The 25686-nt window shown below is 51.3% G+C and carries 18 protein-coding genes, 2 tRNA genes and 3 rRNA genes; 14 read left to right on the top strand and 9 right to left on the bottom strand.

Annotated elements, in window-relative coordinates; all coding sequences use genetic code 11:
* Positions 1 to 47: 47 nt before the first annotated feature.
* The 3 genes from mnmG to asnC form a co-directional block, all read right to left on the bottom strand.
* Positions 48 to 1937: a tRNA uridine-5-carboxymethylaminomethyl(34) synthesis enzyme MnmG gene (mnmG, locus tag LOZ86_RS00700; protein WP_039487781.1), complete on the bottom strand. Its 1890-nt coding sequence runs from the start codon at positions 1935 to 1937 to the stop codon at positions 48 to 50.
* Between the two features lie 390 nt (positions 1938 to 2327).
* Positions 2328 to 2771 (bottom strand): FMN-binding protein MioC, encoded by a 444-nt coding sequence (gene mioC, locus LOZ86_RS00705; protein WP_039275940.1) that lies wholly within the window; start codon positions 2769 to 2771, stop codon positions 2328 to 2330.
* Between the two features lie 89 nt (positions 2772 to 2860).
* Positions 2861 to 3322, bottom strand: coding sequence for a transcriptional regulator AsnC (gene asnC, locus LOZ86_RS00710; RefSeq protein WP_010300103.1), 462 nt, complete (start codon positions 3320 to 3322; stop codon positions 2861 to 2863).
* A gap of 152 nt (positions 3323 to 3474) precedes the next feature.
* Here asnC and asnA point away from each other — a divergent pair, with 152 nt between their 5' ends.
* On the top strand, positions 3475 to 4467 hold the full coding sequence (gene asnA / locus LOZ86_RS00715) for an aspartate--ammonia ligase (RefSeq protein ID WP_230242764.1): 993 nt from the start codon (positions 3475 to 3477) through the stop codon (positions 4465 to 4467).
* On the opposite strand, the gene viaA is transcribed toward asnA, so the two are convergent.
* Together viaA and ravA are read right to left on the bottom strand one after the other, a co-directional pair.
* Complete coding sequence (gene viaA / locus LOZ86_RS00720) at positions 4464 to 5942, bottom strand: ATPase RavA stimulator ViaA (protein WP_230242765.1); 1479 nt, start codon at positions 5940 to 5942, stop codon at positions 4464 to 4466. The two genes, asnA and viaA, sit on opposite strands and share 4 nt — an antisense overlap.
* A 5-nt stretch (positions 5943 to 5947) precedes the next feature.
* Positions 5948 to 7447 carry an ATPase RavA gene (ravA, locus tag LOZ86_RS00725; RefSeq protein ID WP_230242766.1) on the bottom strand — a complete coding sequence of 500 codons (1500 nt, stop codon included), beginning with the start codon at positions 7445 to 7447 and terminating at the stop codon, positions 5948 to 5950.
* A 333-nt stretch (positions 7448 to 7780) separates the two neighbouring features.
* Here ravA and kup point away from each other — a divergent pair, with 333 nt between their 5' ends.
* A complete protein-coding gene (kup, locus tag LOZ86_RS00730; RefSeq protein ID WP_039487773.1) occupies positions 7781 to 9649 on the top strand; it encodes a low affinity potassium transporter Kup in 1869 nt (622 codons plus the stop codon).
* A gap of 176 nt (positions 9650 to 9825) precedes the next feature.
* On the opposite strand, the gene qseC is transcribed toward kup, so the two are convergent.
* Positions 9826 to 11175 (bottom strand): quorum sensing histidine kinase QseC, encoded by a 1350-nt coding sequence (qseC, locus tag LOZ86_RS00735; RefSeq protein WP_230242767.1) that lies wholly within the window; start codon positions 11173 to 11175, stop codon positions 9826 to 9828.
* Positions 11172 to 11834: a quorum sensing response regulator transcription factor QseB gene (qseB, locus tag LOZ86_RS00740; RefSeq protein ID WP_165707564.1), complete on the bottom strand. Its 663-nt coding sequence runs from the start codon at positions 11832 to 11834 to the stop codon at positions 11172 to 11174. The genes qseC and qseB overlap by 4 nt, the downstream gene beginning before the upstream one ends.
* Before the next feature lie 289 nt (positions 11835 to 12123).
* Here qseB and LOZ86_RS00745 point away from each other — a divergent pair, with 289 nt between their 5' ends.
* From LOZ86_RS00745 to rrf, 12 genes are all read left to right on the top strand, one after another.
* Entirely contained in the window at positions 12124 to 12519 is a 396-nt protein-coding gene (locus LOZ86_RS00745) for a YgiW/YdeI family stress tolerance OB fold protein (RefSeq protein ID WP_039487769.1), read from the top strand.
* 204 nt (positions 12520 to 12723) lie between these two features.
* A complete protein-coding gene (rbsD, locus tag LOZ86_RS00750) occupies positions 12724 to 13143 on the top strand; it encodes a D-ribose pyranase (protein WP_039487767.1) in 420 nt (139 codons plus the stop codon).
* A 7-nt stretch (positions 13144 to 13150) separates the two neighbouring features.
* Positions 13151 to 14656, top strand: a complete 1506-nt coding sequence (rbsA, locus tag LOZ86_RS00755; RefSeq protein ID WP_039514210.1) for a ribose ABC transporter ATP-binding protein RbsA — start codon at positions 13151 to 13153, stop codon at positions 14654 to 14656.
* Between the two features lie 7 nt (positions 14657 to 14663).
* Entirely contained in the window at positions 14664 to 15632 is a 969-nt protein-coding gene (rbsC, locus tag LOZ86_RS00760; RefSeq protein ID WP_039487764.1) for a ribose ABC transporter permease, read from the top strand.
* Between the two features lie 25 nt (positions 15633 to 15657).
* Entirely contained in the window at positions 15658 to 16545 is an 888-nt protein-coding gene (gene rbsB / locus LOZ86_RS00765; RefSeq protein WP_015842314.1) for a ribose ABC transporter substrate-binding protein RbsB, read from the top strand.
* A gap of 195 nt (positions 16546 to 16740) precedes the next feature.
* Positions 16741 to 17667 carry a ribokinase gene (gene rbsK, locus LOZ86_RS00770; RefSeq protein WP_039487763.1) on the top strand — a complete coding sequence of 309 codons (927 nt, stop codon included), beginning with the start codon at positions 16741 to 16743 and terminating at the stop codon, positions 17665 to 17667.
* Between the two features lie 3 nt (positions 17668 to 17670).
* Positions 17671 to 18666, top strand: a complete 996-nt coding sequence (rbsR, locus tag LOZ86_RS00775) for a ribose operon transcriptional repressor RbsR (protein ID WP_039487762.1) — start codon at positions 17671 to 17673, stop codon at positions 18664 to 18666.
* 430 nt (positions 18667 to 19096) lie between these two features.
* A 16S ribosomal RNA gene (locus LOZ86_RS00780) occupies positions 19097 to 20638 on the top strand.
* Between the two features lie 73 nt (positions 20639 to 20711).
* A tRNA-Ile gene (locus LOZ86_RS00785) sits at positions 20712 to 20788 on the top strand.
* Between the two features lie 42 nt (positions 20789 to 20830).
* Positions 20831 to 20906: transfer RNA gene (locus LOZ86_RS00790), tRNA-Ala, on the top strand.
* A gap of 220 nt (positions 20907 to 21126) precedes the next feature.
* Positions 21127 to 24036, top strand: a 23S ribosomal RNA gene (locus LOZ86_RS00795).
* Between the two features lie 124 nt (positions 24037 to 24160).
* Positions 24161 to 24276, top strand: a 5S ribosomal RNA gene (gene rrf, locus LOZ86_RS00800).
* Together the 16S, 23S and 5S rRNA genes with 2 tRNA genes alongside form the textbook arrangement of a ribosomal RNA operon.
* Positions 24277 to 24466: 190 nt before the next feature.
* Here rrf and mobB read toward each other — a convergent pair.
* Both mobB and mobA read right to left on the bottom strand, forming a co-directional pair.
* A complete protein-coding gene (gene mobB, locus LOZ86_RS00805) occupies positions 24467 to 24988 on the bottom strand; it encodes a molybdopterin-guanine dinucleotide biosynthesis protein MobB (protein WP_039513310.1) in 522 nt (173 codons plus the stop codon).
* Positions 24978 to 25556 (bottom strand): molybdenum cofactor guanylyltransferase MobA, encoded by a 579-nt coding sequence (gene mobA, locus LOZ86_RS00810; protein WP_039513312.1) that lies wholly within the window; start codon positions 25554 to 25556, stop codon positions 24978 to 24980. The genes mobB and mobA overlap by 11 nt, the downstream gene beginning before the upstream one ends.
* Positions 25557 to 25686: the final 130 nt, after the last annotated feature.

The following is a 25686-nucleotide window of genomic DNA, read 5'->3' on the forward strand; positions in this document are numbered from 1 at the left end:
AAAAATAGCCGGAGAACCGACTATTTAGGGGATAAGTTTACTTTAAATCAGGCGCTGCGACGCAGCAGACCCTGTTTTTTAAGCCAGATCAGCAGAATGGAGATCGCCGCAGGCGTAATGCCAGAAATCCGTGAAGCCTGACCGATCGACGAAGGTTTATGATCATTCAGCTTGGCAATCACCTCATTGGACAATCCACTCACCTGTTTGTAATCCAGATCGGCAGGCAGCAGTGCATTTTCATTGCGCTGCTGTTTCTCAATTTCATCCTGCTGACGAGCAATATACCCTTCGTATTTGACCTGAATTTCAACCTGTTCGGCAGCCTGCTCGTCGGTTAATCCTGGGGCAAACAGCGGTAGCGCAGTAAGCTGAACGTAATCCACTTCCGTGCGACGAAGCAGCTCTTCACCGTTCGCTTCACGGGACAACGGGGTCTTCAGCAGTGAATTGATTTGGTCTAGCTGCTCAGATTGTGGGTGAACGTGAATGTCGCGCAGGCGCTGACGCTCTTTTTCAATACTCTCGAGCTTCTCGTTGAAACGTGCCCAGCGATGATCGTCGACCATTCCCAGCTCACGACCCATTTCAGTCAAACGCAGATCGGCGTTATCTTCGCGCAGCATCAGACGATATTCAGCGCGTGAGGTAAACATCCGGTAGGGTTCTTTCGTCCCCAACGTACAGAGATCGTCAACCAACACGCCGAGATAAGCTTGATCGCGACGTGGAGACCAGCCTTCCTTATCGGCAGCCAGTCGAGCTGCATTTAGCCCTGCCAGCATGCCTTGTGCGGCGGCTTCTTCATAACCTGTTGTTCCGTTGATCTGTCCAGCGAAGAACAGGCCATGAACAAATTTGTTTTCCAGCGTAGGTTTCAGATCGCGAGGATCGAAGAAATCGTATTCAATCGCATAGCCAGGACGAACGATGCGTGCATTTTCCATCCCAGCCATTGAGCGAACAATCTGCCACTGGACGTCAAACGGCAAACTGGTTGAGATCCCATTAGGGTAAATTTCGTTGCTAGTCAGTCCTTCAGGTTCAAGAAAGATCTGATGCGTATTTCGATCGGCAAAGCGCATGACTTTGTCTTCGATCGATGGGCAATAGCGTGGTCCGATCCCTTCGATGATCCCGGCATACATCGGGCTGCGATCCAGATTATTACGGATCACATCATGGGTCTTCTCATTGGTATGCGTGATGTAGCACGGCATTTGTGCCGGATGCTGGCTCGCACTCCCCAGGAATGAGAAAACTGGCATCGGGTTGTCACCGTGCTGTTGAGCCAGCACGCTAAAATCAATCGTTCTGGCGTCAATTCGTGGCGGCGTACCGGTTTTCAGGCGGTTGACGCGCAGAGGCAGTTCACGCAGGCGGCGCGCGAGTGGAATGGAAGGCGGATCGCCTGCACGCCCACCGCTGTAGTTATCCAGCCCAATATGAATTTTGCCATCAAGGAAAGTGCCTACCGTCAACACCACGGCTTTTGCACGGAATTTGAGTCCCATCTGGGTAACGGCACCGACGACGCGATCGTTTTCCACGATCAGATCGTCAACAGCCTGCTGGAAGATCGTCAGGTTTGGCTGATTCTCCAGTGCGGTGCGAACAGCCTGACGATAGAGCACGCGATCCGCTTGTGCGCGCGTTGCTCTGACGGCTGGGCCTTTACTGCTGTTTAGTATCCTAAACTGTATACCTGCCTGATCGACGGCACGCGCCATCAAGCCTCCCATGGCATCGATCTCTTTAACCAGATGACCTTTCCCAATACCGCCGATCGCCGGGTTGCAAGACATTTGTCCCAGCGTGTCGATATTGTGTGTGAGCAAAAGCGTCTGTTGGCCCATTCGGGCAGAAGCCATTGCTGCTTCTGTTCCGGCATGACCGCCACCGATCACGATGACGTCAAATGGATCTGGATAAAACATGGTACTGCTCCTCGCATTATTGCGAATGATGAGTGGCGAACGATCGTTATTTGCCCTGGGGAGGGGATTCTACTCAACTTTGAGCCAACGACCAAGTCCGTTGGATCCTCGTTAATTAAAGAAAGATCTTTTTATTTAAAGATCTCTTTATTAGATCTCTTATTAGGATCGTCATGTTGTGTGGATAAGTGATTATTCATATTAAAGATCAAGAGAATGGGGATGATCCTTACCTGTGAATGATCGGTGATCCTAGCCAGTATAAGCTGGGATCTTAATGCGGAGTTATGCACAGGACAAAAAACATACTCGGGTTGTTATTGGGATAACTACTGCTTTTACACCTGAAGTAAGCATAGTTATCCACATTCAACTGCCGAATATTTCATCTTATTTGAGTAAATTAACCCACGATCCTAGCCATTCTTCTGCTGGATCTTCTGGAATTTGATGCTGGGTGATGTCGATCTCGAGGATTTCACCGATCCGTTTGGCCCCTAATTGAGCCAGTACACGATCCGCTGTTTGGATCGCGCCACAGAACGTGTCGTACTCTTTACTACCGATCCCCACTGCACCGAAACTCACCTGAGAAAGATCGGGCTTTTGCTGTTCCAGTTGTTCAAACAGTGCTTTCAGATTGTCAGGGAATTCCCCTGCACCGTGTGTAGACGTCACCACCAGCCATACACCGCTTTCAGGCAGTGCATCAAGCGTGGGGCCATGGAGAGTTTCAGTGGAAAAATCATCCTTCTCCAGCAGTTCAGCCAAATGCTCTGCAACATATTCGGCACTGCCAAGGGTACTGCCACTGATTAAGGTAATGTCTGCCATAGCGATCCCATCCGATAAAAGACGGGACATTGTACGCTGTGATCTGGCTGGGATCTACCTGTGGATAATATGGGTATAGGAAAAAAGCATTACGGCGCGATCGTCCGCATGATGGGGTTTTGCAGGGAGATCAGCGTTTCAGTGGACTGAATTTCATCAATTGTTTGGATCTTGTTGATAAGCACATGTTGCAGTGCCTCGATCGAGCGACACATTACCTTAATAAAGATGCTGTAATGCCCAGTGGTGTAGTAGGCCTCGACCACTTCTTCCAGATTGTTCAGCTTCTCTAGCGCAGAGGGATAATCTTTGGCACTTTTCAGAATGATGCCGATAAAACAGCATACGTCATAGCCCAGCTGTTTTGGATTCACATCCAGACGTGTACCGACAATGATGCCTGCCTGCTTCATTTTTTCCACCCGAACGTGGATCGTGCCTGGACTGACGGAAAATTGTTTTGCCAGTTCGGCATAAGGCGTGCGTGCATTTTCCATTAAGGCGGAAAGAATGCCGCGATCGAGATTATCGATCTGATAAATTTCTGCCACTTTGAGCCCCCTATTTTATCGAATAATGATTTTATACCGCTATAAAATGACGGATTAAAAGCACAAGTGCAATTTATCCATAAGATTATTGAATGACTGGTGGTTTTTATTGCTTAATGAATAACTAAATACGATGAATAAGAGACGCGGCAATGAAAAAGCAGTACATCGAAAAACAACAGCAAATCAGCTTCGTTAAGTCTTTCTTCTCCAGCCAGCTGGAGCAGCTTCTGGGATTGATTGAAGTCCAGGCTCCGATTCTCAGCCGTATCGGCGACGGTACGCAGGATAACTTGTCCGGTACGGAAAAAGCGGTGCAGGTTAAGGTTAAAGCCCTGCCAGATGCCACATTTGAAGTGGTTCACTCACTGGCGAAATGGAAACGTAAAACCCTGGGCGCGTATGATTTTAGCTTCGGCGAAGGTATCTATACCCACATGAAGGCACTGCGCCCGGACGAAGATCGTCTGAGCCCTATCCACTCGGTCTATGTCGATCAGTGGGACTGGGAGCGCGTGTTGGGGGATGGCGAGCGTCATGCGGAGTATCTGAAATCGACGGTGACGCGTATTTATCAGGGCATTAAAGCGACGGAAGCTGCGGTACATCAGGCGTTTGGCATTCAGCCTTTCCTGCCGGAACAGATTCACTTTGTGCATACCGAAACGTTGCTACAGCGCTATCCCGATCGGGATGCCAAAGGGCGTGAACGCGCTATCGCTAAAGAATTGGGTGCAGTCTTCCTGATTGGGATTGGCGGTAAGCTGTCCAGCGGACACTCTCACGATGTGCGTGCGCCGGATTATGATGACTGGACGACGCCAGGCGAGCAGGAACTGGCGGGTTTGAACGGCGATATCGTCGTGTGGAACCCGGTTCTGAACGATGCATTTGAGATTTCATCCATGGGAATCCGTGTCGATGCGGAAGCGTTAACACGCCAGCTGGCGCTGACGCAGGATGAAGAACGTCTGAAGCTGGAATGGCATCAGGCGTTGCTGCGCGGTGAAATGCCGCAAACGATCGGTGGGGGAATTGGTCAGTCTCGCCTGGTCATGCTGTTGCTGCAATTGCCGCACATTGGTCAGGTTCAGTGCGGCGTGTGGCCACAGCCGCTGCGTGAGTCAGTTTCCGGCCTGCTTTAATAAGCCTTGCCGTGCTGCCAACGGCGCATTAAGCGGCTTTTTAACCCGGTATCAAAGCGCCAGATATGGTCAAAGATGTGCATGATGCCGGGTTTGCCATGATCGGACATCGCTACAGCATGGAAACGATGCTGTAGCTGTTTCTGGCGGCTTTTCACCTTATTTACCACCTCATCCGGCAACCGCTGGGCGATAAAATCCGAAATCACCACCGCGTCGGCATCATGCCAGAGTGCGTCATCCATCTTATCCAACAATGCTGACAGACAGGCGCTCATATCCGTGCCGCCGCGGAAGGACTGGCTGAGAAAACGTATCGCCTGCTCTAATCCGTCCGCAGACGTGAGCTCGTATTTCACCACGCCGGTAGAAAATAGCATGATGTAGCAACGGCGGTTGTCGGCGAGCGCGATGCGCATCAATGCCAGACAGAAAGCTTTGGCACAGCGCTCATTAAAGCCGCCCATGGAACCTGACGTATCAACGCAGACGATAAACGGGCCACGCGGCTGCTGTTCGTTTTGCTGATGCACCACGGGGCGCTCGGTGATTTTCTCGCGCCAGCTCTCCCCCTGTAAGCGATAGGTCAGCAGCCGATGTTCCAGCAGGCGACGATAGAATTCATATTCCAGCTCGCTAATGCCCAGCGTGACCAGCTCCGTCGGCATCAAACGCAAAATGTCATCGCTCTGATGCACGCCGCTCACCTGCTCAGGCACGGTGGCAGGTTCCCGTACTCTGACCCGGAAGGCTTCTTTCGGCGCTTCCTGCGTGAGGATGGATTTGGTTTCTCGGCTGCGACCCAGGCGTTCCGCCAGTTTTTGTAATGCAGGCTGGCGTTGCAGGAATGCCCCGAAATCCAGTAAGGGACGGGGATCGGTGTGAATACGCTGTGCGGCGCTGAGATCCCAGAGTCGCCCGGCCGCATTTTCGTTTTCAGCCAGAATAGGTTCGAGTTTGCCGCTGAGGGTCAGCCGCTGTTGCAGTTCATCCAGCAGAATTTCCCGCTCTTGATCCATCAATTGCTGATGCAGTGTAACAGTTTGCAGAGTGAGGCTTAGCCGCCAGCGCTGAAGAAAGAGCGCGTGAAGCCCGCTCGTGATCTTCTGCCCTAAGGTTCTCTCTGGAGAGGCCATGAGCTGTGAGGCCTGCGTCAGAAAAGGGGATTCTACGGTGTTCAGCATATCCATAATCGCAGGCAGGCGCGTCTGAAAAGCCTGATTGTCGATCGATTGCGAACGCTGGTAGCAGCTAAATTCTTTTTCCAGCTCCGGCGGTACCTGTGTGGCATGCAGGCGCTGTTTTAAGGTTTCTTTCCAGTGGGGGAGATCGTTGAGTAACGCGGACTTCAGGCTGGGATACTTTTCAAAGAAGAAAGCGAGCTGGGGCGTTGCCAGCAGTGTGACGACAAGATCGTCCAGTAGCTCGTTTTCATCGATAGACAGCAGCATCTCCAGTGATTCCAGCGTGATCATCGGCGTTAGTCCTGTTGCTCTGATTGCTGGATCTGCTCGGCGACCTGTTGCAGGCTGGCTTCTATTTTGGCCAGCCACTCACTGGGTACGAACAGGCAAGGCTGATGCTGGCTGAATAAGCGGCGCTGTTCGCGCAGTTGCATGTTCAGCTTTTCGTATTCATCGATAATGTCGGCAGGAAGCGCACAGTCGCGTTTTTCCGGCAGAGAAAGAATGGAGGATTGCAGGCTGATATCACGAATAGCCAGATGTTGGCGATCGTCCACCAGCAGATCGAGACGTTGGGTAAAACCGATGCCGTTGAGCTTGCCCCGGATTTCTCCCCCTTTTTGTAGCCAGCCTTGCAAAGTATTCTTCTCAATGATCAGGTGGTTAACTTCAATATCGTGCAGGATCAGCGGGCGTTGTAGCACCAGATCCAGCGTTTCAGCGGCGATCGCATCAGGCAAGGTGTAATGGAATTTCCGTCCGAGGAAGTGCCCCTGTTTCTCCACCGAGAATGCCTGTAATTCGCTTTGTTCACGCTGGTATTGCTGACGTCGGGTATTCGCCTGTTGCAGCCGGAACAGCAGACTTTTCTGCTGGTAAGCGTGCTCGGTAATCAGTAGCTCAAGCTGATGTTCGATGAGCGTCAACGTGCTTTGGTCATGCCAGAGACAGTCTTTCAGCAGAATGATATCAACCGGTGTTATGGCATCCCGTCCGCAGAAAAATGCGCTGGCTTGAAGCAAGCGCAGGGCTTTTTTCCAGCGTCGATCGGAAATGTAAGGGGCCTGTTCCAACGCATCGAGCTGTTGGCGCAGCGTGTAAATCAGCTCGAAACCGAACTCCGGCAATGCGATATGCTCAATATCCTTCTGCCACTGTTGGTACTCTTCATCGCTGACGCTGAGAGCGGGCGGGACGGGGTTATCGCGTTCGCTGCTGTTATTCACGAGCAGTGCACGGAAATTCTGTTTTTCCTGCACGCGATCGAGCCACAGACGGATGAGCATTCGGTCATAGAGCGCTTCCAGACCGCCATCAGCTTCCGGTAGTTCATTCGACGCGGCGACCAGCAGGCGCATCGGAATGGTGTCTTCGCTGTTGCCATTACGGAAACGCCGCTCGTTAATGGCCGTCAGCAGGGTATTCAAAATGGCGGGGCCCGCTTTCCAGATCTCATCCAGAAACACGATTTCGGCTTCTGGCAGGTAACCCGCGGTCAGACGCTGATAGCGGCCTTCGTCTTTTAATGCCTGAATAGAAAGGGGACCGAATACCTCTTCCGGGGTGGAAAAGCGGGTCATCAGGTACTCGAACGCATTCGCATGACGAAAAGCGAATTTAAGACGTCGTGCGATCATACTTTTGGCTATACCCGGCGGCCCCAGAAGAAAAACACTTTCCCCGCTTAGCGCTGCCAGTAGACAGAGACGAATGGCGTGCTGTCTTTCGTAGAGTCCGTGCTCTAGCGCATGACTGAGACGAGAAATTCTTTCAGCCAATGCCGCGGTTTGACGCATAATTAATCCGTTAGTCCCATGATGTGATGTACCGAAATCGTTTATTTTTGAATCTGGTTGCTCGACTGAAAGCGGTGTCTCAGAAAAACCCTACTTTCAGAAAGACAATAGTAATAATAAACGGCAGATCACAGATTTTTATTAGAATACTTTTACGGATTATTCACCCTAACGGGGTAAGTAAGCAATAAACCACCCTTTACAGGATGTTTCGTATACAGGTGACCGCACAATAAAAATGGGTTTTTACCCTGATTTGTGCATACTGTGCGCTCTTGGACGAGTTGCTGTGAATGACGCGCTTCGCGGACTGATTAACAACAGAAGATAGATATGAGCTCAGAACATAAACGTTCGCTTCCGGCTGTCACGCTGGCGGCCATCGGGGTGGTTTATGGAGATATAGGAACCAGCCCTCTTTATACGTTAAGGGAATGTTTATCAGGGCAGTTTGGTTTTGGGGTCGAACCTGACTCGGTCTTTGGTTTTCTTTCACTGATCTTTTGGCTGTTGGTTCTTGTTGTTTCGCTGAAATATCTGACCTATGTGATGCGTGCCGATAACGCAGGCGAAGGTGGGATTCTGACATTAATGTCGCTAGCCGGGCGCAATACCTCCGATCGCATGACGTCTGTGCTGGTCATCATGGGGTTGATCGGTGGCAGCTTCTTTTATGGGGAAGTCGTCATCACGCCAGCTATCTCAGTGATGTCGGCGATGGAAGGGCTGGAAATCGCCGCGCCGTCGATGGACAGCTATATCGTTCCGCTCTCGATTGTCGTCCTGACATTACTGTTTATCATTCAAAAACACGGTACGGGTAGCGTCGGCAAGCTGTTTGCGCCCGTGATGCTGATCTGGTTTTTGACGCTTGGCGTACTGGGTGCGCGCAGCATTATTGCTAACCCCGAAGTCTTGCAGGCGTTGAACCCGATGTACGCCGTGCGCTTCTTTATCGAATATAAAGCGGTGTCGTTCTTCGCGCTGGGGGCGGTGGTGCTGGCGATTACCGGGGTCGAGGCACTGTATGCTGATATGGGACACTTCGGTAAATTCCCCATTCGTCTGGCCTGGTTTACGGTGGTGCTGCCGTCGCTGGTGTTAAATTACTTCGGTCAGGGCGCGTTGCTGTTAAAAGATCCTGAAGCAATCAAGAACCCCTTCTTCCTGCTGGCGCCAGACTGGGCGCTGATTCCACTGATGATATTGGCCACGCTGGCGACAATCATTGCCTCGCAGGCGGTGATTTCCGGTGTGTTCTCACTGACTCGTCAGGCGGTGCGGCTGGGCTATTTGCCGCCGATGCGTATCGTACACACGTCAGATATGGAATCCGGCCAGATTTATATCCCTGCCATTAACTGGATGCTCTATATCGCCGTTGTCATCGTGATTGTCAGCTTTGAGCATTCAAGCAATCTGGCGGCGGCTTACGGAATTGCAGTAACGGGCACGATGGTGATTACCAGCATTCTGTTCTGTACGGTGGCGGTGAAGAATTGGCTCTGGAATCGCTATCTGGCGTGGGTGTTGCTGGCGGGCCTGCTGATTATTGACGTGCCGATGTTTTTGGCAAACGTGGTCAAGATCCTCTCCGGCGGCTGGCTGCCGCTGGCGTTGGGTATGGTGATGTTTATCATCATGACGACGTGGAAAAGCGAGCGCTTTAGGCTGCTGCGCCGGCTGCATGAGCATGGTAATTCGCTGGATGCCATGATTGCATCGCTGGAGAAAACGCCGCCGACGCGTGTGCCGGGGACCGCCGTGTATTTCTCGCGCGCGACTCGTGTGATTCCGTTCGCGCTGCTGCATAACCTTAAGCACAATAAAATCCTGCATGAGCGCGTGGTGCTGTTGACCATGCGAACAGAGGATGCGCCCTATGTGCTGAACGCACGTCGAGTAACGGTTGAACAGCTTTCGCCGACGTTCTGGCGCGTGATTGCCAACTATGGCTGGCGTGAGACGCCGGATGTGGAAGAAGTCTTTCAGCGCTGCTGGCAGGATGGGTTAACCTGCCAAATGATGGAAACGTCTTTCTTTATGTCCAATGAATCGCTGATTATCGGTGAGCGCCCGTGGTATCTGCGCTTGCGCGGTAAGTTATTCATGATGCTCAGCCGCAATGCGCTGCGGGCGGCGGATCAGTTTGAAATACCGCCGAACAGGCTGATTGAGTTAGGGATACAGGTCGAGATTTAAGTGATCCCACGATTAGGGCGTTATGTTGGGATAAGATCGAGATACACGGTCGACCACGGGGCGAGGCGTCCCTGCGGGAACCTCATCCCCGTGTTTCCCTAATAACAAACTTTGAGTCGCTGCCTGTTGGGTGGGGCATGTTGCTGCCAGCGTGTTAATGGTAGAGAGAATAGCCTTTACCAATTTATGGCGACAATCAGCCCGCCTCTGGGCTGATTGGTGAACGTTACCCGCATGTGGTGCAGTTTGGCGATGTTATTTACGATGGAAATTCCCAGACCGCTGCCGGATTTCTCCTGCCCCGGCGGGCGATAAAAGCGTTCGCCAATTCTTGCCAGCGCCTCCTCGCTAATGCCCGGTCCTTTATCGGCAACCTGAAAACCGCGCTCTGTCAGCGTCAGGCTTACCGTTCCCCTTTCATGGCTGTAGCGAATGGCATTATCCAGCAGATTGCGTACCAGCAAAGCCAGCAGCAGCGGGTGGCCCTGCCGGATGACCGAAGTATCCGGTAAATCCAGCGTCAGCTCGATACCCGCGATTTGCGCCGTGTGGTAATGCGCGATCACCGCTTGTTGCAGTAGTTCATTGAACTGGATGGGCTGCATCCCTTCGGGGGCCGATTCGGCATCCAGACGCGACAGCGTCAGGAGCTGATCCACCAGCCGTGTGGCCCGATCGATACCTTTGTCCAGATTGATCAGCGCATGATGCCGCATGGCTTCATCGTCATGCGCTAGCTGTGCGACTTCAGTTTGAACTTTCAACGCTGCCAGAGGGCTACGTAATTCGTGAGCTGCATCGGAGGTAAAACGACGTTCACGAACCAGCATGTCGCTGATGCGGGAAAACAGATGGTTTAATGCGTTGACCAACGGGCGAACTTCTTGCGGGATGTGCTGCGTCTCCAGCCGCGTGCTTTCATCAGGTGAACGCTGTTGAAGCTCGGCGGTAATGCGTTTTAGCGGTGAGAGTTCACGCGTGACCAGCCAGAACAGCAGGGCCAGCATGATCGGCAGGGCGAACAGCCAGGGCATCAGGTTGGTTTTTACAATATCCAGCGTCATATCCTGACGATATTCCCACTCCTGCCCGACAGCAATCACATAGCGATTATCCGCCGTCGTCAGCCAGACGATACGCCAGGCGTCATTGTCATCGCGTAGCCTGCCGTCAGTAAAGCCGTTGCGCGTATAGTTAAAAATGAAATCCTTGCCATTATCACCATCATTCAGCACCATTTCACCATCGCGGGTAAAAATGGCGAAGGCCAGCGCATCATCTTCCTGCTTTCCCTGATTCTCATGTACCAGACTTTTGGTTTTGGGCAGAGAAACCGACTGGATGCGCAATTCATCAGGATTCATGGTGGCCAGGTGTTTGGCAAACAGCATTTGCTGGGTATCAAATAGCTCATTGATGTTATGGCGTGTTTGATGCCACGAAAGCAGACTGGCTACGCCCCAGCAAAGTAATGTCAGCAGCGTAAAACCTGCAATTAGGCGTAAACGCAGGCTGAGTCGGTTCATGGCGCATCTCCCAGAATATAGCCAACGCCATGCACGGTTCGGATAAACCCGCTGCCCAGCTTTTTGCGCAGGTGGTGGATATGTACTTCTACCGCATTGCTGGAGACATCATCGTCCCATCCGTAGAGCTTTTCTTCCAACTGCGCGCGTGTGAGTATGCGGTTCGGATTGAGCAAAAACAGTTCCAGTAACGCCAGTTCGCGGGATTTTAGTATCAGTGGTTCGTTGTTAAGCGTGACACTCCGCGATCCCGGCTCAAGGGAAACCACGCCGTGCGTTAATGTCGGTTGAAGTTGGCCATGACGGCGGCGAATCAGCGCCTGCAGGCGAGCGGCTACTTCTGTCAGCGCAAAGGGCTTACATAAATAATCATCGGCACCTCGCTGTAGCCCTTCCACACGCTGTTCCAGCGCATCGCGGGCGGTCAGAATCAGTACCGGTTCGTCATGCCCAGCCTGACGCCACTGGCGCAGAATATCCACCCCGTCTATGCCCGGCAGGCTGAGATCGAGCACTACCGCATCATAGGGTGCAGCCTTCAATGCCGCGGCACCCGCTTTACCTTCCATAAACCAGTCGATATTAAAGCCCAGTTTGTTCAACCCAGCTTTCAGACCGTCACCAATCAAGCGATCGTCTTCGATTAACAATATTCTCATGGCTGCCTCGCAGAGAATGCGCTGCTGTTGCGCTTATGCCTTTTCCGGTTTTATACGAAATAGAGAGGCGGTGTGTACAGGCCAAATCACTGAAACTGGGCAATATCCGGCAATATAAAAAAACAACAATGCGAGAACTGACGCTTTAAGATTCCGTTAAGAAAAATTTGTTTTACTCTTTTACCAAGACCGATAGCTCCCGCAGGTTGACTGCGAAACCATTGACTGTGAAACAGTTAACTTTGAAACGTTTAATTGTGAAACAACAGGCAAAAAAGGAAGGGTGAACATGAAAAAAGTCGCTGCGTTACTCGTTATTACTGCTCTGGTTTCCGCACCAGTATTTGCTGCACAAAGTGGCGGTGGTTTTGTCAATCCAGAAACACCAGCCGTTGGTGCACATCAAGGGGGATTCACCGATTCGCAGAGTTCCCTCACCACGGTAGATAAAGCTAAAGATTTGCGTGATGACAGTTGGGTGACGCTGAGAGGGAATATTGAAAAACGGATCGGCGATGAAAACTACCTGTTCCGCGATTCAACGGGCACGATGGAAGTCGAGATCGACCACAAACGCTGGAATGGCCAGATGGTTTCACCTAACGACAAAGTGGAAATTCAGGGTGAACTGGATAAAGACTTCAATTCCGTCGAGTTGGATGTGAAGCAGATTCGTAAACTCTAACGCATTATCCTCTGTTCCTTATTGGCGGGCTTTGACCCGCCATTTCTCTATTTATCAATCTCCTATACCCGCCTCTCATTACCTTTCTTTTTTTATTAGCGAAACGTTTCGATGGTGATCACATTTTTTTTATCTCTTCATTGCCTTTCTTGCTTCTTTTTCTAGAATGTTATTAGCGAAACGTTTCGCTGGTGGGGTGAGAAGATGAAAAAAGCAGCATTATTGAATTCAGATATTTCTTCCGTGATTTCTCGACTGGGGCATACCGATAGCCTTGTTATTGGCGATGCCGGTTTACCGATTCCTGAAACGACGACCCGTATCGATCTGGCGTTGACGCATAACGTGCCGACTTTTTTGCAGGTCGTTAGTGTTGTCATCAGCGAAATGCAGGTCGAGGCCGCTATTCTGGCGGAAGAAATTCTTGAAAAGAACCCCGCCGTCCATGACGCATTACTCGATCAATTGAAGCAACTTGAACAACACCAGGGAAACTCAATTGCATTGCACTATGTCAGCCATGAAGAATTTAAAACCCAAAGCGGCAAAAGCCGGGCCATCATTCGCAGCGGAGAGTGTTCTCCGTATGCCAATGTCATCCTTTGTGCTGGCGTAACGTTCTGAGGTATCAATGCAACCTTTACTGCAACTGCAAGGCATCACGAAATCTTTTCCCGGCGTTAAAGCGCTTTCCGGTGCGGCACTCAACGTCTATCCGGGAAAAGTGATGGCGCTGGTGGGCGAGAACGGTGCGGGCAAGTCCACCATGATGAAAGTCCTGACCGGGATCTATCGTAAAGATGCCGGCAGCATCCATTTTCTGGGGAAAGAGGTGGATTTCAGCGGGCCGAAAGCGTCCCAGGAAGCAGGTATCGGTATTATCCATCAGGAACTTAACCTGATTCCCCAACTCACGATTGCCGAGAATATCTTCCTTGGTCGTGAATTTACCAACCGCTTCGGTCGTATCGACTGGAACAAGATGTATGCGGAAGCCGATAAGCTGCTGAAACGCCTTAATCTGCGCTATGACAGCCGTCGTATGGTCGGGGATTTATCGATTGGCGATCAGCAAATGGTAGAAATTGCCAAGGTGCTGAGCTTTGAATCGAAAGTCATCATCATGGATGAACCGACCGACGCCCTGACGGATACTGAGACCGCTTCGCTATTCAGCGTGATCAAAGAGCTGCAATCTCAGGGATGCGGCATTGTCTATATTTCCCACCGTCTGAAAGAAATCTTTGAAATCTGCGATGACATTACCGTGTTCCGCGATGGTCAGTTTATCGGCGAACGTCCGGTCAGTGACTTAGAGGAAGATACGCTGATTGAAATGATGGTCGGCCGTAAGCTGGAAGATCAGTACCCGCGTTCGAATAAAGCGCCGGGAGAGGTTCGCCTTAAGGTGCAGAACCTGTCAGGGCCAGGTGTCGACAGCGTCAGCTTTACGGTGCGGAAAGGCGAAATTCTGGGCGTCGCAGGGCTGATGGGCGCGGGCCGTACCGAACTGATGAAGATTCTTTACGGCGCACTGCCGCGAACTGGCGGTAATGTGACGCTGGATGGACGCGATGTAGTGACCCGTAAACCGCAGGATGGCTTGGCGAACGGCATCGTTTACATTTCCGAAGACCGCAAGCGCGATGGTCTGGTGTTGGGCATGTCAGTAAAAGAAAACATGTCGTTAACCGCACTACGTTATTTCAGCCATGCGGGTGGTCGTCTGAAACACGCCGAAGAGCAACTGACGGTTGCCGACTTTATTCGCCTGTTCAACGTGAAAACGCCTTCGATGGAGCAGCCTATCGGCCTGCTTTCCGGCGGTAATCAGCAGAAAGTGGCGATTGCCCGTGGCCTGATGACGCGCCCAAATGTCCTGATCCTCGATGAACCGACGCGCGGCGTCGATGTCGGGGCGAAGAAAGAGATTTACCAGTTAATCAATCAATTCAAAGAAGAAGGGCTGAGCATCATATTGGTGTCATCCGAAATGCCCGAAGTCTTGGGAATGAGCGATCGCATCATTGTGATGCATGAAGGGCGCTTGAGCGGGGATTTCCCTATTGAGCAAGCAACCCAGGAAGCACTGATGGCCGCGGCCGTTGGTAAGCAATACGGCGCAAAGCAGGAGTAAGTCAGACATGAGTTCTCAATCTATCGCGGCAAAACGCTGGTTCAGCAAAGAGTGGTTACTGGAGCAGAAATCGCTGATCGCGCTCCTGATCCTGATTGCGGTTGTTTCCGCCATGAGCCCTAACTTTTTTACCCTGAACAACCTGTTCAATATTCTTCAGCAGACGTCGGTGAACGCCATCATGGCCGTCGGCATGACGCTGGTGATTCTGACCTCGGGCATCGATTTGTCAGTGGGTTCACTGCTGGCATTGACCGGTGCCGTAGCGGCTTCCATCGTCGGGCTTGAAGTCAATGCGCTGGTGGCGGTGTTTGGCGCGCTGGCGCTGGGGGCGCTGATTGGTGCGGGTACGGGGATCATTGTATCCAAAGGCAAAGTGCAGGCATTTATTGCCACGTTGGTCATGATGCTGTTACTTCGCGGTGTGACGATGGTCTATACCAACGGTAGCCCGGTTAATACCGGCTTTTCTGACGTGGCAGATGCGTTTGGCTGGTTTGGTATCGGTCGTCCGCTGGGGATTCCGACGCCAATCTGGATCATGGCTATCGTGTTCGCGGCGGCTTGGTACATGCTGCACCATACGCGTCTGGGGCGCTATATCTATGCGCTGGGCGGCAACGAGTCTGCTACCCGTTTGTCTGGTATCAGTGTTGATAAAATCAAGATTATTGTCTATTCCCTGTGTGGGCTGCTGTCTGCCCTGGCGGGAATTATCGAAGTCGCACGTTTGTCCTCTGCACAGCCGACGGCGGGTACAGGGTATGAGCTGGATGCTATCGCGGCTGTAGTATTGGGCGGCACCAGTCTGGCTGGAGGAAAAGGACGTATCGTTGGCACGTTGATCGGCGCACTTATCCTTGGCTTCCTCAACAACGGACTGAATTTATTAGGTGTTTCTTCTTACTACCAGATGATCGTTAAAGCAGTCGTCATTTTGCTGGCGGTTCTGGTAGATAACAAAAGCAGTAAATAACCTTCATTCACACAGGAATTGAGTTATGAATATGAAAAAGCTGGCTACTCTGGTTTCCGCTGTTGCGCTGAGCGCGACTGTCAGTGCTAATGCCTTGGCCAAAGATACGGTTGCTCTGGTGGTTTCTACGCTGAATAACCCGTTCTTTGTTTCAATGAAAGAGGGTGCGCAGAAAGAAGCTGACAAGCTGGGTTACGAGCTGATTGTACTGGATTCCCAGAATAACCCAGCAAAAGAACTGGCTAACGTTCAGGATTTGACGGTGCGTGGAACCAAAGTTCTGCTGATCAACCCGACTGATTCTGATGCAGTAGGTAATGCGATCAAAATGGCTAATCAGGCCAAGATCCCGGTTATTACGCTGGACCGCGTTGCCAGCAGCGGTGAAGTTGTGAGTCACGTGGCTTCTGATAACGCCTTCGGTGGTAAAGTTGCTGGTGACTTCATTGCCAAGAAATTGGGTGAAGGTGCCAAGGTGATTCAGTTGGAAGGGATTGCCGGAACGTCTGCCGCGCGCGAGCGTGGGGCTGGCTTCATGAAATCTGCTGAGAAAAATAAATTCGTTATGCTGGCCAGCCAGCCAGCTGATTTCGACCGTACTAAAGGGCTGAACGTGATGCAGAACCTGCTGACCGCGCACCCTGACGTTCAGGCCGTATTTGCTCAGAACGATGAAATGGCGTTGGGCGCACTGCGTGCACTGCAAACCGCAGGTAAAACAGATGTGCTGGTCGTTGGTTTTGACGGCACTCAGGATGGCGTGAAGGCCGTTGAGTCAGGCAAGCTGGCGGCAACCGTTGCTCAGCGTCCTGATCAGATCGGTGTGATCGGTATTGAAACCGCTGCGAAAGTGCTGAAAGGCGAAAAAACGCAGGCCATCATTCCGGTCGACCTGAAGCTGGTTGCAAAATAATTAAAAATATACCCTAAATAATTCGAGTTGCATGAAGGCGGTAACCGAACGAATCCCCAAGAGCTTACACAAGTAAGTGACTGGGGTGAGTAAGGGCAACCAACGCACAAGCAGCTTGAAGTATGACGGGTATAAAGCAGGGCTCGCGCCACCCATTTGTGGTGGCGCATTATTAACGTAGCGGGATTCGACATAATGAAAACGGGTAAGCTGGTGGTGCTGGGCAGTATTAATGCTGACCATATTCTCAATCTTGAGCAATTTCCCCGCCCGGGCGAAACGGTGATCGGTGAGCAATATAGCGTTGCTTTCGGTGGGAAAGGTGCCAATCAGGCCGTTGCTGCGGGTCGAAGCGGTGCAGACATCGCCTTTATTGCCTGCGTTGGAGAAGATGATATCGGCACCCGTATTTGCCAGCAGCTATCCAAGGACAATATTGATGTTTCCGCCGTTGAGGCTATCTCCGGGGAAACAACCGGCGTTGCGCTGATTTTTGTTAACGCCGACGCTGAGAACATGATTGCGATTAATGCCGGCGCGAATGCTGCTGTGACGCCTGATTACCTTCATCGTCATCAGCAACACATTATTGATGCTTCAGCATTGCTTATGCAGCTTGAGTCTCCGTTGGAAACGGTTATTGCAGCCGCTAAACTGGCGCATGAACACCAAACGAAAGTGATTCTGAACCCCGCGCCAGCCCGTGAACTGCCCGATGAACTGTTATCGCTGGTCAATATGATCACGCCGAATGAAACCGAAGCACAGTTCCTGACGGGAATTACCGTTGAGACGGAAGACGATGCGGCTCGCGCAGCACAGGTTCTGCACGATAAAGGAATCGAAACGGTGCTCATCACATTGGGTAGCCGTGGCGTATGGTTAAGTGAAAACGGTCAGGGTCAGCGAATTCCGGGATATCGTGTAAAAGCCGTGGATACTATCGCTGCTGGAGACTCGTTTAATGGCGCGTTAGTGACTGCATTGCTGGAAAATAAACCCATGTCCTCCGCAGTAAAATTTGCCCATGCGGCAGCTGCGATAGCCGTTACTCGCCGAGGCGCTCAGCCCTCTGTCCCGTGGCGTGAAGAGATCGACGCATTTTTGCAAACCCAGGGGTGATCTTTGGCCACCATGAAAGATGTCGCCCGTCTTGCGGGCGTTTCTACTTCTACCGTATCTCACGTCATTAATAACAATCGCTTTGTCAGCGATACCATTCGCGAAAAAGTGATGAAGGCCGTTGAGGATCTCAACTATGCGCCGTCTGCGCTGGCCAGAAGTCTGAAAATAAACCAGACCCGCACTATCGGCATGTTGCTCACTGCCAGTAATAACCCGTTTTATGCCGAAGTGGTGCGTGGCGTAGAGCGCTGCTGTTATGAGCGAGGCTATAGCCTGATTCTGTGCAACACCGAAGGCGACCGCGACAGAATGAGCCATAGTCTCGAAACGTTGCTGCAAAAGCGAGTCGACGGCGTACTGCTGATGTGTACCGAAAGCCATCGCCCTTTGCCCGAAATGATGAGCCGCTATCCTTCTATACCTATGGTCATGATGGATTGGGCACCTTTTAAAGGCGTTATGGACGTCATTAAAGATAACTCCCTGCTCGGTGGAGAGATCGCGACCAATTACCTCATTTCTCGTGGTTATAAAAAGATAGCCTGCATTGCGGGTCCGAAAGATAAGACGACAGCCTATAACCGATTAGAAGGTTATCGACAGGCGATGAAGTTCGCTGGGCTATTCGTTCCCGCTGATTATGAAATTTTCGGTGATTTTGAGTTTGAAGCGGGCTACCGCGCTATGCAGCAGTTGTTAGCGCTGGAAGATAAACCTGAAGCAGTGTTCACCAGTAACGATGCGATGGCCGTTGGCGTTTACCATGCGCTTTATCAGGCTGGACTTTCTATTCCGCAAGATATGGCAGTTATTGGTTACGATGACATTGAGCTGGCCCGCTATATGTCTCCACCTCTTACTACCGTTCACCAACCTAAAGATGAACTCGGCGAATTAGCGGTGGATACACTTTTATATCGTCTAGAGCATCCCAATACTGAACCTAATGCGCTGGTGTTGACGCCGGAATTGATGGTGCGTCAGTCTGTCCGGTGAAGATTTCGCCCAATTAGCGGCGAAAAATCCGGCATAACGGCGTCTTTTAATTCGCTTTGCTGAAAAAAAAATCACTCGGTAACTTTTTTGCATTTAGCGCTTGTCAGCGTGCGGGAAGTCCCTATAATGCGCATCCACTGACACGGCAACAGCGACACGCGGTTGTGGTGACAGCAAAAAGATTCAACGAAGCAGTCAGTAATGACTTGACTTCACAGCGGAAAAGCATAATATATGCACCCCGCGCCACCGATGAAGTGGCACTGCTCTTTAACAATTTAATCAGACAATCTGTGTGGGCACTCACAAGACCGTATCTTAACGATATAAAAAGTCTTGAAGAGTGAACAACAGTGAAATTCATTACGAATGAACAGTTACTAATTCTTTGAGCATCGCTTCTCGAGTAGAAGCAAATCAAACAAATCTTAAATTGAAGAGTTTGATCATGGCTCAGATTGAACGCTGGCGGCAGGCCTAACACATGCAAGTCGAGCGGTAGCACAGGAGAGCTTGCTCTCTGGGTGACGAGCGGCGGACGGGTGAGTAATGTCTGGGAAACTGCCTGATGGAGGGGGATAACTACTGGAAACGGTAGCTAATACCGCATAACCTCGCAAGAGCAAAGAGGGGGACCTTCGGGCCTCTCGCCATCAGATGTGCCCAGATGGGATTAGCTAGTAGGTGAGGTAATGGCTCACCTAGGCGACGATCCCTAGCTGGTCTGAGAGGATGACCAGCCACACTGGAACTGAGACACGGTCCAGACTCCTACGGGAGGCAGCAGTGGGGAATATTGCACAATGGGCGCAAGCCTGATGCAGCCATGCCGCGTGTGTGAAGAAGGCCTTCGGGTTGTAAAGCACTTTCAGCGGGGAGGAAGGCGGTAAGGTTAATAACCTTATCGATTGACGTTACCCGCAGAAGAAGCACCGGCTAACTCCGTGCCAGCAGCCGCGGTAATACGGAGGGTGCAAGCGTTAATCGGAATGACTGGGCGTAAAGCGCACGCAGGCGGTCTGTTAAGTTGGATGTGAAATCCCCGGGCTTAACCTGGGAACTGCATTCAAAACTGACAGGCTAGAGTCTTGTAGAGGGGGGTAGAATTCCAGGTGTAGCGGTGAAATGCGTAGAGATCTGGAGGAATACCGGTGGCGAAGGCGGCCCCCTGGACAAAGACTGACGCTCAGGTGCGAAAGCGTGGGGAGCAAACAGGATTAGATACCCTGGTAGTCCACGCTGTAAACGATGTCGACTTGGAGGTTGTGCCCTTGAGGCGTGGCTTCCGGAGCTAACGCGTTAAGTCGACCGCCTGGGGAGTACGGCCGCAAGGTTAAAACTCAAATGAATTGACGGGGGCCCGCACAAGCGGTGGAGCATGTGGTTTAATTCGATGCAACGCGAAGAACCTTACCTACTCTTGACATCCAGAGAATTTGCTAGAGATAGCTTAGTGCCTTCGGGAACTCTGAGACAGGTGCTGCATGGCTGTCGTCAGCTCGTGTTGTGAAATGTTGGGTTAAGTCCCGCAACGAGCGCAACCCTTATCCTTTGTTGCCAGCGATTCGGTCGGGAACTCAAAGGAGACTGCCGGTGATAAACCGGAGGAAGGTGGGGATGACGTCAAGTCATCATGGCCCTTACGAGTAGGGCTACACACGTGCTACAATGGCGTATACAAAGAGAAGCGACCTCGCGAGAGTAAGCGGACCTCATAAAGTACGTCGTAGTCCGGATTGGAGTCTGCAACTCGACTCCATGAAGTCGGAATCGCTAGTAATCGTAGATCAGAATGCTACGGTGAATACGTTCCCGGGCCTTGTACACACCGCCCGTCACACCATGGGAGTGGGTTGCAAAAGAAGTAGGTAGCTTAACCTTCGGGAGGGCGCTTACCACTTTGTGATTCATGACTGGGGTGAAGTCGTAACAAGGTAACCGTAGGGGAACCTGCGGTTGGATCACCTCCTTACCAAAAAGATGTGTGTTAAGTGAAGTGCTCACACAGATTGTCTGATGAAAATAACGAGCAGAAATACCTTAATAGGCTTGTAGCTCAGGTGGTTAGAGCGCACCCCTGATAAGGGTGAGGTCGGTGGTTCAAGTCCACTCAGGCCTACCAACTCTCCCATGAGTGGTATCTAAGGTATCTGTAAGCAACGATGGGGTTATAGCTCAGCTGGGAGAGCGCCTGCCTTGCACGCAGGAGGTCTGCGGTTCGATCCCGCATAGCTCCACCATCAATACTCGCTATATAGAAAACTTCAGAGTGTACCTGTTTGGGTGCACTGCGACGTTTTGCTCTTTAACAATCTGGAACAAGCTGAAAATTGAAACATGACAGCTGAACATGCATTGATGCCTACGGGTATGAATGGCGTGTCAGTGTGTCAATGAGTCTCTCAAATAATCGCAGCACGACAGTGACTTTGATTAATCAAAGACACCTTCGGGTTGTGAGGTTAAGCGACTAAGCGTACACGGTGGATGCCTAGGCAGTCAGAGGCGATGAAGGGCGTGCTAATCTGCGATAAGCGTCGGTAAGCTGATATGAAGCGTTATACCCGACGATACCCGAATGGGGAAACCCAGTGTGTTTCGACACACTATCATTACGTGAATACATAGCGTAATGAGGCGAACCGGGGGAACTGAAACATCTCAGTACCCCGAGGAAAAGAAATCAACCGAGATTCCCCTAGTAGCGGCGAGCGAACGGGGAGGAGCCCAGAACCTGAATCAGTTTGTGTGTTAGTGGAAGCGTCTGGAAAGTCGCACAGTAAAGGGTGATAGTCCCGTACACAAAAATGCACAGATTGTGAGTTCGATGAGTAGGGCGGGACACGTGACATCCTGTCTGAATATGTGGGGACCATCCTCCAAGGCTAAATACTCCTGACTGACCGATAGTGAACCAGTACCGTGAGGGAAAGGCGAAAAGAACCCCGGCGAGGGGAGTGAAATAGAACCTGAAACCGTGTACGTACAAGCAGTGGGAGCCTTGATTAATCAGGGTGACTGCGTACCTTTTGTATAATGGGTCAGCGACTTATATTCTGTAGCAAGGTTAACCGTATAGGGGAGCCGTAGGGAAACCGAGTCTTAACTGGGCGTTAAGTTGCAGGGTATAGACCCGAAACCCGGTGATCTAGCCATGGGCAGGTTGAAGGTTGGGTAACACTAACTGGAGGACCGAACCGACTAATGTTGAAAAATTAGCGGATGACTTGTGGCTGGGGGTGAAAGGCCAATCAAACCGGGAGATAGCTGGTTCTCCCCGAAAGCTATTTAGGTAGCGCCTCGTGAATTCATCTTCGGGGGTAGAGCACTGTTTCGGCTAGGGGGTCATCCCGACTTACCAACCCGATGCAAACTACGAATACCGAAGAATGTTATCACGGGAGACACACGGCGGGTGCTAACGTTCGTCGTGAAGAGGGAAACAACCCAGACCGCCAGCTAAGGTCCCAAAGTCATGGTTAAGTGGGAAACGATGTGGGAAGGCACAGACAGCCAGGATGTTGGCTTAGAAGCAGCCATCATTTAAAGAAAGCGTAATAGCTCACTGGTCGAGTCGGCCTGCGCGGAAGATGTAACGGGGCTAAACCATGCACCGAAGCTGCGGCAGCGACACTTAGGTGTTGTTGGGTAGGGGAGCGTTCTGTAAGCCGTCGAAGGTGGCCTGTGAGGGCTGCTGGAGGTATCAGAAGTGCGAATGCTGACATAAGTAACGATAATGCGGGTGAAAAACCCGCACGCCGGAAGACCAAGGGTTCCTGTCCAACGTTAATCGGGGCAGGGTGAGTCGACCCCTAAGGCGAGGCTGAAAAGCGTAGTCGATGGGAAACAGGTTAATATTCCTGTACTTGGTGTTACTGCGAAGGGGGGACGGAGAAAGCTAGGTTATCCGGGCGACGGTTGTCCCGGTTTAAGCGTGAAGGTGGATGACTTTGGTAAATCCGGGTCATCATTAACACTGAGGCGTGATGACGAGTCACTACGGTGATGAAGTAACCGATGCTACGCTTCCAGGAAAAGCCTCTAAGCTCCAGGTAACATTAAATCGTACCCCAAACCGACACAGGTGGTCAGGTAGAGAATACTCAGGCGCTTGAGAGAACTCGGGTGAAGGAACTAGGCAAAATGGTGCCGTAACTTCGGGAGAAGGCACGCTGATGGTAGGTGAAGTGACTTGCTCACGGAGCTGAAATCAGTCGAAGATACCAGCTGGCTGCAACTGTTTAATAAAAACACAGCACTGTGCAAACACGAAAGTGGACGTATACGGTGTGACGCCTGCCCGGTGCCGGAAGGTTAATTGATGGGGTCAGCCGCAAGGCGAAGCTCTTGATCGAAGCCCCGGTAAACGGCGGCCGTAACTATAACGGTCCTAAGGTAGCGAAATTCCTTGTCGGGTAAGTTCCGACCTGCACGAATGGCGTAATGATGGCCAGGCTGTCTCCACCCGAGACTCAGTGAAATTGAACTCGCTGTGAAGATGCAGTGTACCCGCGGCAAGACGGAAAGACCCCGTGAACCTTTACTATAGCTTGACACTGAACCTTGAGCCTTGATGTGTAGGATAGGTGGGAGGCTTTGAAGCGTGGACGCCAGTCTGCGTGGAGCCAACCTTGAAATACCACCCTTTAATGTTTGATGTTCTAACGTAGGCCCGTAATCCGGGTTGCGGACAGTGTCTGGTGGGTAGTTTGACTGGGGCGGTCTCCTCCCAAAGCGTAACGGAGGAGCACGAAGGTTAGCTAATCCTGGTCGGACATCAGGAGGTTAGTGCAAAGGCATAAGCTAGCTTGACTGCGAGAGTGACAGCTCGAGCAGGTGCGAAAGCAGGTCTTAGTGATCCGGTGGTTCTGAATGGAAGGGCCATCGCTCAACGGATAAAAGGTACTCCGGGGATAACAGGCTGATACCGCCCAAGAGTTCATATCGACGGCGGTGTTTGGCACCTCGATGTCGGCTCATCACATCCTGGGGCTGAAGTAGGTCCCAAGGGTATGGCTGTTCGCCATTTAAAGTGGTACGCGAGCTGGGTTTAGAACGTCGTGAGACAGTTCGGTCCCTATCTGCCGTGGGCGTTGGAAGATTGAGAGGGGTTGCTCCTAGTACGAGAGGACCGGAGTGAACGCACCACTGGTGTTCGGGTTGTGATGCCAATTGCATTGCCCGGTAGCTAAGTGCGGAAGAGATAACCGCTGAAAGCATCTAAGCGGGAAACTTGCCTCGAGATGAGTCTTCCCTGGGCACTAGATGCCCCTGAAGGGCCGTTGAAGACGACGACGTAGATAGGCTGGGTGTGTAAGCGTAGCGATACGTTGAGCTAACCAGTACTAATGACCCGAGAGGCTTAACCTTACAACACCGAAGGTGTTTTGAGACGACTCAAAGAGATTTTGATAATCAGCTTGTTCAAAGATTGGTTCTGATGGTTGTGCACACTGAAAAGTGAGGTATAACGGTTGGAATGAAACAGAATTTGCCTGGCGGCGATAGCGCGGTGGTCCCACCTGACCCCATGCCGAACTCAGAAGTGAAACGCCGTAGCGCCGATGGTAGTGTGGGGTCTCCCCATGTGAGAGTAGGGAACTGCCAGGCATCAAACACGTGGAAAGCCTCTGTCGAAAGACAGGGGCTTTTTGCTATCGGGAATTTTTGGTGGGTTTACAAAAGCCTGCAGATCACATGCTGGATACAGTGCATGGGAAAGTTTGGTTTTTGGGTTCAGAAGCCCATTTTCTGCTAGGCATTACCTAATGATTCAGAGTGAACGGTAGCCTATTCCGCACTACCGACGGTTATTTTTGAGCCATTGGTGGATAAAAGTAGCAACCTGCTCTGGTTGATTGATATCAAGCACTGGAAGCATGGTGTCGATCTCACCATCTGCTGCAATCGCGATGACATACTCATCGATCAAATCACTTAATTCTCCACCCAACGATTGGCGAAATAAGGCTATTTTAGCGATCTTCTCATGTTTGAACCCCTCAACCAGCACCAAATCGAGAGTAGACGCATCCATTTTTCCAGCTAGATGGTAAATATTGGGTTCTTCCTGATCAGGAGTCTCCGTCATCAGCGCCCACCTTTGGCTGCTGGCAACAATCGTTTGTGCTGCGCCTGCCTTACGGAGCTCATAGCTATCTTTACCTGGCGTATCAATATCCATCTGATGATGTGTATGTTTAATGAGTCCGACTCGAACACCATGCTGAGTCAGTAGCGGGATGACGTGTTTAAGTAATGTCGTTTTACCTGTGCCGCTATAAGCAGCAATAGCGAGCAAGGGGACACGATTAGGATTCACGGTGTTGCTCCTCCCAATTGGATAAATCTTCAGGCGAATTCATATTGCGAAAGGCTTTAGGCTGATCGCTAAATGAAACTGCGTTTGCTCCAATCTGTTCCATAAATAGCATCAGCTTACGGTTTCCAAGATGCAGATAAGCTTCCAGCGACTCAATAAGGTTTCTATTGATTAAGAGTAATGTGGGATGTGGACGTTCTCCGTCTGTGGCATAAGCCGCATTTGCTTCCCCACGTGCTTGCCACAAGCGGTGTACCAGATCGAAGGGGAGTGCGGGGACATCGCAAGGGACAAATACGACCCATTCGGATGGGGAGGCATGTAACCCACTCAGAATGCCCGCCAACGGGCCAGGAAAGCTTGCATCAAAGTCACCAATAATGCGGCAGCCACTTTGTGCATACATAGCCTGATTGCGATTAGCGCTGATCATGACCTTATCGACCTGTGCTTTAAGCCGAGACAGAACGTGCTGGTATAGCGGTACACCGTTCAGTGCTATCAGACCTTTATCGTGCCCGCCCATGCGTGTTGCCCGTCCACCTGCGAGAATAACGCCAGTAATCATTTTACTTTCCAAGTATCTATACTCACTTTCTTCTGTTCTGAATGTTTTGAGGGATAAACCATGCGTTATTCTCTAAAAACTTTCTCTGAAGACCAAGTTCTTTCCTCATGTGCACAAGGCTGTTATTTTT

This window comes from Pectobacterium parvum (assembly GCF_020971565.1).
In the GTDB taxonomy this organism is placed as follows: Bacteria; Pseudomonadota; Gammaproteobacteria; order Enterobacterales; family Enterobacteriaceae; genus Pectobacterium; species Pectobacterium polare.

What these genes read in the sequence shown, in the direction of transcription:
- LOZ86_RS00745 (WP_039487769.1), top strand. Translation starts at nt 12,124, where the DNA reads ATGAAAAAAGTCGCTGCGTTACTCGTTATTACTGCTCTGGTTTCCGCA.
- asnA (WP_230242764.1), top strand. Translation starts at nt 3,475, where the DNA reads ATGAAAAAGCAGTACATCGAAAAACAACAGCAAATCAGCTTCGTTAAG.
- viaA (WP_230242765.1), bottom strand. Translation starts at nt 5,942, where the DNA reads ATGATCACGCTGGAATCACTGGAGATGCTGCTGTCTATCGATGAAAAC.
- qseC (WP_230242767.1), bottom strand. Translation starts at nt 11,175, where the DNA reads ATGAACCGACTCAGCCTGCGTTTACGCCTAATTGCAGGTTTTACGCTG.
- mioC (WP_039275940.1), bottom strand. Translation starts at nt 2,771, where the DNA reads ATGGCAGACATTACCTTAATCAGTGGCAGTACCCTTGGCAGTGCCGAA.
- rbsC (WP_039487764.1), top strand. Translation starts at nt 14,664, where the DNA reads ATGAGTTCTCAATCTATCGCGGCAAAACGCTGGTTCAGCAAAGAGTGG.
- mobA (WP_039513312.1), bottom strand. Translation starts at nt 25,556, where the DNA reads ATGATTACTGGCGTTATTCTCGCAGGTGGACGGGCAACACGCATGGGC.
- rbsA (WP_039514210.1), top strand. Translation starts at nt 13,151, where the DNA reads ATGCAACCTTTACTGCAACTGCAAGGCATCACGAAATCTTTTCCCGGC.
- rbsK (WP_039487763.1), top strand. Translation starts at nt 16,741, where the DNA reads ATGAAAACGGGTAAGCTGGTGGTGCTGGGCAGTATTAATGCTGACCAT.
- rbsD (WP_039487767.1), top strand. Translation starts at nt 12,724, where the DNA reads ATGAAAAAAGCAGCATTATTGAATTCAGATATTTCTTCCGTGATTTCT.
- mnmG (WP_039487781.1), bottom strand. Translation starts at nt 1,937, where the DNA reads ATGTTTTATCCAGATCCATTTGACGTCATCGTGATCGGTGGCGGTCAT.
- ravA (WP_230242766.1), bottom strand. Translation starts at nt 7,447, where the DNA reads ATGCGTCAAACCGCGGCATTGGCTGAAAGAATTTCTCGTCTCAGTCAT.
- rbsB (WP_015842314.1), top strand. Translation starts at nt 15,658, where the DNA reads ATGAATATGAAAAAGCTGGCTACTCTGGTTTCCGCTGTTGCGCTGAGC.
- kup (WP_039487773.1), top strand. Translation starts at nt 7,781, where the DNA reads ATGAGCTCAGAACATAAACGTTCGCTTCCGGCTGTCACGCTGGCGGCC.
- qseB (WP_165707564.1), bottom strand. Translation starts at nt 11,834, where the DNA reads ATGAGAATATTGTTAATCGAAGACGATCGCTTGATTGGTGACGGTCTG.